The organism is Dendrosporobacter quercicolus (assembly GCF_900104455.1).
In the GTDB taxonomy this organism is placed as follows: domain Bacteria; phylum Bacillota; class Negativicutes; order DSM-1736; family Dendrosporobacteraceae; genus Dendrosporobacter; species Dendrosporobacter quercicolus.
In genome coordinates this window covers 1-9,680 of record NZ_FNHB01000024.1, presented here as the reverse complement: position 1 = coordinate 9,680, position 9,680 = coordinate 1, and the positions used below count along the sequence as shown (strand labels likewise).

The following is a 9,680-nucleotide window of genomic DNA, read 5'->3' as shown; positions in this document are numbered from 1 at the left end:
TACTTTATCGCCTTTCGGATCATGAAAGCGGCGGAAGGCTATTTTGACGCGGTAACCTGTTTATCGGGCCCGCTGTCGTGCTACCGGAAAGAGCTGGTGATCAAGCATCTGGACAGCTGGCTGAATCAGCGGTTTTTGGGAGAGAAAGCGACGTTTGGTGATGACCGGAGCATGACCAACTTTATTTTAAGAGAGAACCGGACGGGATATCAGGATACGGCAATCTGCAGCACGATCGTACCAAATCGTTACGGGGTCTTTTTAAAGCAGCAGATGCGCTGGAAACGGTCGTGGCTGAGAGAAACGCTGATCGCGGGCGGCTTTATGTGGAAGAAGGAGCCGTTTATGGCCTTTTTGTTTTACATGGGGCTGCTGGTGCCGCTGCTGGCGCCGGTGGTTGTGTTGTATAACCTGATCTACATTCCGGTGCTGCACCGGGTGTTTCCGCTGACGTTTATCCTGGGATTATGCCTGATGGCCCTGCTGATGAGTATGGCGCAGTTATTTCTGAGGAGAAGCTCGACCTGGGTGTTCGGACTGTGGTTTTGCCTGTATTATGAAGCGGTGCTGTTATGGCAGATGCCGGTTGCCTGGGTGACTTTCTGGAAAACGACGTGGGGAACGCGCCTGACGCCGGCCGATCTGGCGGAGCTGGCCAAAAAGCAGGGCAAAAGGCAGGAGGCAAGCCGATGACGATATCTGATGAAAAATATACCGCCCGGAAAGAAAGAAACAAACGCATCCGTGTGGTGGGACAGATATTTATTTTGCTTACGGTGGGGGCAATTTGCCTATTGGCCTTATTTACCTGGGGAACATATGAACCATATACTCTGCAGAAAACAAAGATTTCCGGCGATAAAGGCTTTGTGGCCTTGTCCTATTTCGGCGTTGAGCGAACAGGCAATCAAAATCTTATCGGCAAGCAGCGGTTGTATGAGCACTTGCGGGCGCTGAAGGATTTGGGGTATGTGACCATTACCCAGCAGGATATTATCGACTATTATCAGTCAGGAAAAGACCTGCCGGAAAAATCATTGTTTTTGATTTTTGAAGACGGCCGGCGGGATACGGCTATTTTCTCGCAAAGAATTCTGGAAAATCTGAATTTTAAAGCAACAATGCTGACCTATCCGGAAAAGTTTTCCAGAAAAGATCCTAAATTCCTCATGCCGGCCGAGCTGACCGATCTTGAAAAAACGACGTTCTGGGAACTGGGCACCAACGGATACCGGCTGTCATTTATTAACGTCTTCGACCGCTACGACAACTATCTGGGGGAGCTTGATCCGTTGAAGCATGCGGCTATCGCGCCTTATTTGGGGCGTAAATACAACCACTATCTAATGGACTTTATTCGTGACGAATACGGTATCCCCAAAGAGAGCTACAACCGAATGAAAGAGCGGATCAATTATGACTATGAAACCCTGCGGGATGTTTACACCAAGTCTATCGGGTATGTACCCGGCTTGTATATCCTGATGCATTCCAATACCGGCAGTTTTGGCAACAATGATAAAGTCAGCGCGGTAAACGGGTATTGGATAAAAACTTTATTCAACATGAACTTTAACCGGGAGGGGTTTGCCTTTAACCGGAGAAACAGCAGTATTTACGACTTGACCAGAATGCAGCCGCAGGCCTATTGGCACACCAATCATCTGCTGATGAGGATCAAGTACGATATCCAGCAGGATTTAGCATTTGTGCAGGGAGATTTAGACAAACAAAAAGCCTGGGAAACTCTTCAAGGGGCGGCCGAGTTTCAAGAGGAAAGCGTTATTTTAACGTCGCTGCCCCAGGACAGAGGGCTGCTGCGCTTGAAGAACAGCAATGACTTTGAGGACCTCAAGCTTTCGGTAAGGCTGAAAGGCAATAAGCTCGGCCTGCAAAAAGTCTATCTGCGGGCAGATGAAAGCTTAACCAGATTCCTGTCGGTAGCTCTGGTGAATAATGTTTTAACCGTTACTGAAAAAAACGGCGGGGCCGAACAGGAGTTGATGGCCTTAGATCTGGATCAGCATGACGGCAAAGAAAGCCGATCGATTCCCGAAGATAAAAAAGCGGCTGAAATACGGGCGTTGGAAACCTTTGTTAAATATGCCGACTCGGTGGAGAAAGCCAAGCTGTACGCAGTGCGCCTGAAAGATAAAAAACTGGAATATGCTCCGGCTGTGACGGACGGGGCCGAAGAATATGTACCTGACCTCAGCGTTCATGCCAAGGGTGACCGGCATTTATTCCTGGCGGTTAAGGGCAATAAAATGAGTATTGCAATAGATGGAAAAGAAGCTGTAACCGATTTGCAGCTTGCGGCGCCGAAAGCGGGCGCCGTTTACCTGGAAACGGCCTGGGGCGGCTATGGCTGGAGTCAGCGCAACCTGGCCGATGACGTTTATGACGGCGTTTTTGAAAAACTGATCATTACGGAAAATACCGGGGCAAAACAGGAAAAAATCTTATTTGACGGCGGCCTGCAGGGATTTGAAGCGGTGAAATGGAAGTTAAAGCAAGGCTGGGAAGCGCTGATTACCTGGTTTATGATAAACCTGTAGTTAACAGCGGGCCAAGGAGGCTACGAAATGGTTTTACAATTGTTAAAAGCGGCAATTGCCGCAGTCGTTTTTGCTGCGCTGGCCGGCGGTGTTGCCGGCAGCCATTCGCTGGCCGGCGCGGCAGCGAATGAGACGTCGCAAAAAGCGGCCTGGCTGGCTTACTGGGATTTAGCTGACGGTGTAAAAGACTTGGAAAGAATCGCAGGCAGGCTGGAACAGCTTTCTTATTTTGGCGCTTACTTTGATCAAAATGACGATATCTTTATTCCGCAAGAACTTAGCGGCCAAAAAGCTGAATTACAACAAAACCAAGGGCAGTACGAAACTTATCTCACCTTTGTCAATGATAAACAAAATGCCGACGGTTCGGTTATCGTCAAGGATATTGCCCTTCTTCGCCGTTTATTTGCCGATGAGGAAACGATGGACAGGCATATTGGCGAAATCATTGCCCTGACTTTGCAGGGCGGTTATGACGGTATTGAAATTGACTATGAAAGGGTCTGGCAAGACGAACAGGTCGGGCAGTCCTATCTGGTATTTGCCGAACGGCTTTACAAAGAGGCGCTGGCTAACAATCTTAAATTGCGGCTGGTGCTGGAACCCGGGACGCCGTTTGATTCCGCCGGTTTTTTCCGGGGACCGGAATATGTTGTTATGTTCTACAATCTTTATGGCTTACATAGCGGTCCCGGGCCGAAGGCCAATGCTGAGTTTATCAGAAAAATACTTACGCAAATGGAGGCTTTGCCGGGGGGGAAAGCAGCGGCATTTTCAACCGGAGGCTGTTTGTGGGGCGATGACGGCGAAAAACGTTTTCTAACGGAAGTACAGGCGAACACGCTTGCTGTAACTCATGCGCGTGATCCGAGAAGAGATAAAGAAAGTCAGTGCCTGGTTTTTGAATATCAGGATAAAGGCGTTTCGTATCAGGTCTGGTATACTGATGTGCAAACCCTGAATTACTGGGCGGCAATTGCCCGGGAACAGGGGGTCAATCGGATTAACCTGTGGCGGCTTGGCGGCAATGCGGCTATTGATAGAATAAACTAGTGCATTGTGCTGTTGCTGTTTCATTTAATTAAAAAAATTTTCGAGCTGTCATACTAAGCTATTCGTGTGGCGGCTTTTTTTTACGCCGACGAACAGCGGATGGCGATGGACCATAAAACTGCAACGGGACCGGTCCCGGCCTGTTGGTTCCAGGAACCAGCAAAAACCGAACCGTCTCCGACTAGGAAAAGAGCTGCTGCCAGGCTCTTTTTTTATTGCCGGTGGCCGACCGGATAAATTTGCCGGGCCTAAGTGATTAAGGTGCCGGCTTTCTCCTGGGCAGGGGCGGGCAAAGGGTTTTTGGTTGCGGCCGTTATGGCTGCGGCCGTTCAAATCAGCTGCAGGCAAAAATTGAGGATATACAAATCGTCATACTCTGCTTATAATAACGATAAAGATATTTTTATGTAAACTAAAAAAGCGTTTTCTCCTGCAACCTTTTTTTATGGAACCCGTTTGGACCTTTATTCGCCGTCGGTCTGGATAAAGGGCAGCTTAACGGAAAGGTAAATGGACTTATGCGGAAAATTTTTATCGTTGCGCTTGTCATGTCGATAGCGACTGGCGCAGCCACAGCCAGCCAGCCCGGGAACCCGGGCGAGGGGTATGCCGCTGATCCGGCGGTGACAGCGGACAATCCGGGTTATATTGCCCCCTGGTTATATACAGCTCTGATCGACGAATTGATGGCGGTGGGCCAAGCGGGCCGGCAGGTCGATCACAAGCTGAAGGTTGACGGCGAAGTCCGGTATCATTATTCGTCAAATAACGGATTTTGGCGGCAGGATGCGTCCGGTCTTCGCGTCTATCTGGCTCTAAACGGGGCGATTGACAGGAACTGGCGGGTTTATGGCCGGCTGGAAGGCAAAAAGAAGCTATTGAATTACAGTAATGATGTGGAACTTTCCCGTCTATATGCTGTGGGTAAATTAGGCCGGTCAACCATTCAGGCGGGATCTTTCGGTTATCTGATGGCCGAGGGTAACATTTATGACAGCGGCTTTGACGGCATTCGGGCCGATTATTCGGGGCCGCTGCACTATACGCTGAGTTATGGCAAGACGAATGCAAGCGCCAATACAGCGGTTGCCGCATTACGGCTTGAGGATTTTGACTATGAGCTGGAAGCCGGCATTTATCATTACCAGGCGGCTGGCGGCTGGAAAAATACCATCAAAACGCTGGGGGCGAATTACAATTTCAGCAACTTTGGCGTCGGGGCCATGGTTTTGGATTCTGTACGGAAAGATGTTAAGGGAAACGGCAGCGGTTATGTGGCTGCGCTTAACTACGGCGATTTGAAATCCTGGCGGCCGGGCACTTATAAGATTTTTGCCAAATATTATAACCAGCCGCAGTACACTTACCTTGCTCATGGCATGAACGGCGCGGGCGGCCGGATGCAAGGCTTTAAAGGTTACGGACTGGGCCTGAACCATACGGTGGTAGAGAACTTGGTAGCCGGGATCGAATATTACGATCTGGCGGACAAAGTCACCGGAAGAAGAGGGCAAACATGGTGGGGCCAGCTGACTCATTATTTTTAACTGATCGCAGGTGAATGACATGCAGAGGGAAATCTTAAAAAATTTGCAAGCCGGGCGGACTTGTTTAGCGGTTGTGGGACTTGGGTATGTAGGTCTGCCGATTGCCGTCGCCTTTGCCGGGAAAGTCAAAACGCTGGGTTTTGATATCAACCGGGATAAAATCCGGCTTTACCGGCAGGGAATTGATCCAACCAGGGAGATTGGCGATGAACAGCTAAGCGGCGCAGCCCTGGAATTTACCGCCGACCCGGCCAGGCTGAAACAAGCACAGGTCATTATCGTCGCTGTTCCGACACCGGTCAACGGCGATAAAACGCCGGATTTGACCCCTGTGATCCAGGCCAGCCGGCTTATTGGACAAAATTTATCGCCAGGCAGTATTGTTATTTTTGAATCGACTGTGTATCCGGGCGTCACTGAAGAAATTTGCACGCCTATTCTGGAACATGAGTCAGGTCTGGTTTGCGGAAAAGACTTTAGCATCGGCTATTCACCGGAAAGAATCAATCCGGGCGATAAAGCGCATAAACTGCAAAATATTACAAAAATAGTTGCCGGAATGAACGACGAAACACGGGAAATAATTGCGGCTGTTTACGGGCTGATTATTACCGCCGGTGTGTATAAGGCGTCAAGCATTCAGGTGGCGGAAGCGGCAAAATTGGCTGAAAACGCGCAAAGAGACATCAATATTGCCTTTATGAATGAGCTGGCGATGGCGTTCGACCGCATGGGCATCAATACCAAAGATGTCATTGACGCCATGAATACCAAATGGAATGCCCTGGGCTTTTACCCGGGACTGGTCGGCGGGCATTGCATCGGGGTTGATCCGTATTATTTCATTTATCAGGCGGAGATGCTGGGGTATCACTCTCAGCTGATTGCCGCCGGCCGGAGAGTCAATGACAGCATGGCGGGGTTTGTCAGCGATCATATCATCAAACGATTGCTTCAGTCCGGCAAAAACGTCGGCAATTTCAATTTATACGTGCTGGGGATAACCTTTAAAGAAAACTGTCCGGATATGCGCAATTCAAAAGCGCTGGAGGTTTGCCGGCGTCTTGGTGAATACGGCGTCAGCGTAAAGGTGGTGGATCCGGTTGTGGACCAGGCGGAATTCAGAAAGACCACTGGCCTGGAGCTTGTTTCGTTAGCTGAGGTTAAACAGGCCGATTGTCTGGCGTTTTTGGTAGCCCATGAACAATTTAAAGAATTGCGGCCAACGGATTTGGCGGGGATGTTCAACGCCGGTCAGCAGACAAAACGGCTGATTGTTGATCTTAAGAGCATATTTGAACAGCAGAGCATCGAAGCGCAGGGATACTCCTATTGGAGTCTTTAATCAACAGGAGGTGAGATGATTGAATGTTAAAAAACTGGCTCCGGCGCTGATTTTGCTGGTATGTACCGGACTTATCGGCTTGTATTTTTCCCGGGGGTTCGTGACAGACCGGTCAGGCGCCGGCCAGCAGGACCTGACCAGGCTGGAGAATGCGGGTCAGGCGGACGCCCAAATCTCCCTGGCGCTGGAACGGCTGAAAAACAGCCGGCAAAAAGCAACCGTCATTACGCATAGCAACCCGGAATCGCGGCAGCTTGCTCTGACTTTTGACGGGCTGGCGGAAGAGAAGGTGGTAGGGCAGATACTGGCGTTACTGCAACAGCATAAGGCTAAGGCAACCTTTTTTGTTGATGGGCTGCAAACGGCTGAAGCGCCTCTAACCGTCATCAATATCAAAGAAGCAGGCCACAGAATTGAGAACTATACTTTTTTAGGCCTGACCAGCCTGGAGAACCTTTCGGTGGAGCGGTTAGTCGCCGATTTTTGCCGGGCGCAGAATATCATCAGCGAGACTACCGGCCGACAACCGAGCCTGTTAAAATGCAATGATACAGAATATACCGATCAGGTGCTTGCGGCGGCGAAGGCGTCCGGCCTTGACCGTGTTGTTCAGAGTGATGTTTTTCTGGATATAAAAGAAATCAACTCTCTGGCGGCCGCCAATGTTTTTGTCAGCAATCTCCGGCCGGGCAGCATTGTTTCAGTAAAGCTAAAAAAACAGTCTGAACCGGCGGTTATGCAATCCGCGGCAACGGCGGCGGGGCCGGCAGCCGACAAGCAGCCGGGCCTGAAGGATTTGCCTGAGCAGGAGGCTGCGGCCGACAATGATCTTGTCCAGGCCGTAGAGAGGCTGTTGGTTGCTCTGGATAGAGCAAATTATACTACCGTATATGTGGAGGATTTTTCAAAAAGCAACGGTCAGTTAAAGCCGGGGCGCAGGACAAGCTTGCTGCAACCCGGCCCCAACGACGGGCCAGCTTATTTTGCGACTGACATCGCTGCGGGGCTTCGGGAACAAGTAAGGAATTTATTTACGCTGCGCAGGGCTTATGCGGCCGAGCCTGCCACGGACGGCGGGAATGAAATTAAGGTGATTTCTACGACTGAGCCGGCGCTCGCCTTTACCTTTGGCGGGTTGTCCAATGAAGCGGCGGTAAACGATGTCCTTCACAGACTGGATGTCCTTGGCATTAAAGGGACATTCTTTGTCATGGAAGTAGAAGCCAGCCGCTATCCGGAGCTGCTGCGGAAAATTATTGCCGGCGGGCATGAAATCGGTATTGGGATACGGCCCGGGGAAGAGGACACTTTTGCTGAAACCCGCCGGAACATTGCGCGGATGCGTACGCTGCTGCAAGAACAGTTTGGCTTGACCAGCAACCTGGTAAAGCAACCGTGGGGCGCTGTTTCCGCTGCGACTAAAAAAGCCGTGGCCTCTTTGGATTGCAATTTGATTGGACAGTCGGTCAATGTTGTGCAAAGCAGTCATAAGGATTATGCCACCGCCGATCAGGTGATGGGGGAGATCTTCGGCAAAGCGGTGTTTTCTTTGGCCCGCGGTCAGATCGTTCATTTTAGAATGGATTATTACACCAACGACCGCTTGGCCGGCGATTTGCTGGAAACCATCAAACGACATAAAGTAGACAACATTGCCTATGCGACTTCGTTTGACAGCCCGGCAAACAACCCGGCGAATGATTCGCAGTATGCTATTAAGCCGGTGGGGGAAATGTTAGCTCAACGAAGTTTTATTTACCAGTATCCGGCCGATCCGGAAAAGGTTCCGGAGCATTTGAGATATGACCGGCCCGGCTTGAATACCGGTCAGTACCAATTTCTGACCGAAGCCGCCAAGCGCTATATTGGGCATAAGAATGTGAATTATGAAGACCGGATGTTCGGTTTTTCCAAAATGGAGGTTCGCCGCCTGGATATGAGCGGGCAGATACACACCGAGGATAATGTAATCTTCCTTACCTTTGACGACTGGGGGACGGATGCGGCGGTAAACAAGCTGCTGTATGTGCTGCGCAAACATCAGGCGCCCGGAGCGTTTTTTGTCATTACCAACAATGTATTGAATAACCCCAACCTGCTCAGGGCAATTGCCGCGGAGGGACATGAGCTTGGCAGCCATTCCGAAAAACATCAGCCGATGGCGGCCAGCGACCCGGTAACAGGCAGGCAGGTTCAGACGCAGAATCCAGACGAATACCGTCAGGAACTCGGCCTGTCCTACCAGAAATTGCAGGCTGTGGCAGGTGATGTTATCGTGAATGGCAAGCCGGCGTTAACCAGATTTTTCCGGCCGCCCACACTGGCGATCAGTAGGATGGGAGTGGAAGCTTTATTTGAAACGGGTTATGAATATATCGTTTCCGGTTCGCTTAGCACCAATGATTATAAAGCGGAAAACGCCGCACAACTGATAAGAGCAATCAAGGACGGAATTTATGCGGAAAACGGTGCAGTAAAAAAAGGCGCTATTTTGGTTATGCATATGTCGGACAGCTCTGTGTATACCGCTATGGCCCTGGATATACTGCTGACGGCGAATGCAGCCAAAGCCGACACCGATCCATCCAAATTTAAGGTCGGCCGCCTGTCCGATTATTTAACCGACGGTTATTCCCAAAGCAACCGCAAGCAGTCATTGCGTTTAAACAGCATGCGGTAGGCGGCGCGGAAGCAAACGAAATGCGGCAGCAATTAGAAACGGCAGGTAATGGACTGTGAAAAAGATCGTTAAGCAGGAAGTGAAACAGGAAAAAGAGGATATACTGCTTGCGCCCAGGCCTGACCGCAGACTGCTGTCCCAGGTGCCTGACAAAGAGGGACTGCGCAGCAATGTGGACAGAAGGCGGGCCGGCGGCAATGCGGCTGAGGCGGACCTTTCGCGGCTGATTCAAAGCCAGCAGACAGGCCGGCGGTATTTGGTCAATTACGATGTTGCCATCCAGTATGCGGCCCCCGGAAAGAATGTCAAATGCCGGGGCAAAGGCCTTGACATCTCCTCAACCGGCATGCTGCTGGAAGTATCGCCGGAGATTGCCCGGGATCTGAGCCAGGCGACGGCCATCAAGCTGAAATTTGTCATAGCGCCGGGCAGCATGCCGGAAGGGTATGAAATGAGCGTCAGCATCGGCGCTAAGTATGTCCGGTCCGGCCGGACCG

5 protein-coding genes and 2 pseudogenes are annotated in these 9,680 nt (G+C 50.7%); all 7 read left to right on the top strand.

Annotated features, from left to right (window positions below; genetic code table 11):
• Positions 1 to 693 (top strand): annotated as a pseudogene (locus BLR06_RS19085) (chitin synthase); the annotation flags it as partial.
• On the top strand, positions 690 to 2,558 hold the full coding sequence (locus BLR06_RS19080) for a polysaccharide deacetylase family protein (protein ID WP_092075165.1): 1,869 nt from the start codon (positions 690 to 692) through the stop codon (positions 2,556 to 2,558). The pseudogene BLR06_RS19085 and the gene BLR06_RS19080, both read left to right, overlap by 4 nt.
• A gap of 27 nt (positions 2,559 to 2,585) precedes the next feature.
• Positions 2,586 to 3,611: a glycoside hydrolase family 18 protein gene (locus BLR06_RS19075; protein WP_092075164.1), complete on the top strand. Its 1,026-nt coding sequence runs from the start codon at positions 2,586 to 2,588 to the stop codon at positions 3,609 to 3,611.
• Between the two features lie 518 nt (positions 3,612 to 4,129).
• The gene (locus tag BLR06_RS19070; RefSeq protein WP_245698236.1) at positions 4,130 to 5,158 is read left to right on the top strand and encodes an S-layer protein; all 1,029 of its coding nucleotides are present in this window, start codon (positions 4,130 to 4,132) and stop codon (positions 5,156 to 5,158) included.
• Between the two features lie 19 nt (positions 5,159 to 5,177).
• Entirely contained in the window at positions 5,178 to 6,503 is a 1,326-nt protein-coding gene (locus BLR06_RS19065; RefSeq protein ID WP_092075163.1) for a nucleotide sugar dehydrogenase, read from the top strand.
• 19 nt (positions 6,504 to 6,522) lie between these two features.
• A complete protein-coding gene (locus BLR06_RS19060) occupies positions 6,523 to 9,183 on the top strand; it encodes a polysaccharide deacetylase family protein (RefSeq protein ID WP_092075162.1) in 2,661 nt (886 codons plus the stop codon).
• A 55-nt stretch (positions 9,184 to 9,238) separates the two neighbouring features.
• Positions 9,239 to 9,680: pseudogene (locus BLR06_RS19055) on the top strand (glycosyltransferase family 2 protein); the annotation flags it as partial.